Below are 1,493 nucleotides of genomic sequence, written 5' to 3' on the forward strand. Positions count from 1 at the left end.
CAAACTATTTTACAGTCTCTCTTTTTCAGACATAACTCTGTCAAAAATTGCTTTACAGTCTGAACAATCATCTTTATAAAATAAAACAACCGCGTTTTCGTTTTTCTTTAGAGAAACTTGAACGCGGTTGTTTTCAATAGCTGTATTTCTTAAATGATATCCTTCAATACTATGACCAGAAGCTAATAGAATGAAGAAAAATATCATTGCAATTTTGGTGCTTGTCTTCAATTTGTTTTTATTCTTTCTTTTTCTTTTTCAATTTTCCATTTTTGAAATTCATCAAACTCAAATTGATCTACTATTTTGTTCTTTTTTATATTTTTTGATTCTTTTTTCATTAAGTTTTGACCTGCAACGGTAAAAAATATAAGGAAGCAAAACTTTTTAATCTTGCTTCCTTATTCTAGTTAAAACTCAAGTTGGACGTATTATGATTAACCCAATCATATTTTTTTAAAAAAAGAGGTGAGCTTTTTTGCTGATTATTTATATTCGCTTTAGCTAAGTTCAATTTATAATTCGAATCTAGTGCTAATAGCAACTTACTTGAAATACCCATTATTTTTTCAATTCTTAAAGCTAACACTTCTGTTAGAAATCTTTTTCTATTTAAAATATCTGATATATTTTTCTGGCTTACCCCAATTCTAGCAGCTAAATCTTTTTGAGTAATGTCGTAATAATCCATAACTTCTTTTAAAAGATTAGCGGCTGATGAAGTATGATATTCTTTAATTTTATTCTCACGATGCAACATGCAATCACTCCTTTTAGTGATAATCCTCAATTGAAACTATCCCACTTTTCTTTGTCGAAAGTTCATCGTTTTTATCATAGCCTTCAAAAATCATTCTATAATTTCCACTTACATCAACAGCAAACTTATTATTTAAATTACCAGTTAACGGATGGCAACGAGGCGGAGGATCAGATGGAATTTCCGATAAATTGTTAGCAGCGCTAAATTCATCTAAACGATCTAAAATTTTTTTGGCTCTATTTTTATCAATAATCGTTCATTATTCAATATTTTTGTGAGTTTTTTAGTTTCTGCAAAATATTCCATTCTTTCACCTGATATAGACATTATACCAAAACGGTATGTTTTAGTAAATATATATAATGAACAAATATTAAATGACTCAATGATTGTTAGAACATAAAAACTATAAAGCTTACGAAAATACATATGCGCTGTATATCACATTAACTATCTTGTTTTCTCCCACATCAACATAATAGGCCTTAGCCTGATAACCTTTATTGCGTAACTTATTAGCAACTTCTGTAGCTGTTTCACTGTTAATGTCTGCTACAGCAATAGCATATCCATCCTTCACTAAACGTTCAGCAATCCCTTTTCCAATTCCTTGACCCGCACCAGTAACAATTGCAAGTTTAGTCATTTATAATACCCTCCATAAAAATTAATTATCAAAGTATGATAGTGATTTTTTAACTTCGATTTTTGGAGACTGTAAAATAGTTTG

At 29.3% G+C, this 1,493-nt stretch carries 2 protein-coding genes and 1 pseudogene; all 3 read right to left on the bottom strand.

Going from position 1 to position 1,493, the window contains the following annotated elements:
* Positions 1–406: 406 nt before the first annotated feature.
* Positions 407–760: a HigA family addiction module antitoxin gene (locus tag ACNDLV_RS06250; RefSeq protein ID WP_003650975.1), complete on the bottom strand. Its 354-nt coding sequence runs from the start codon at positions 758–760 to the stop codon at positions 407–409.
* Between the two features lie 13 nt (positions 761–773).
* On the bottom strand, positions 774–1,016 hold the full coding sequence (locus ACNDLV_RS06255) for a type II toxin-antitoxin system RelE/ParE family toxin (RefSeq protein WP_143435184.1): 243 nt from the start codon (positions 1,014–1,016) through the stop codon (positions 774–776).
* A gap of 195 nt (positions 1,017–1,211) precedes the next feature.
* Positions 1,212–1,409, bottom strand: a pseudogene (locus tag ACNDLV_RS06260) (SDR family NAD(P)-dependent oxidoreductase); the annotation flags it as partial.
* Between the last annotated feature and the right edge of the window lie 84 nt (positions 1,410–1,493).

This window comes from Lactobacillus fornicalis (assembly GCF_055362665.1).

Coding starts and splice junctions, on each gene's coding strand:
- ACNDLV_RS06250 (WP_003650975.1), bottom strand. CDS start 760: ATGTTGCATCGTGAGAATAAAATTAAAGAATATCATACTTCATCAGCC.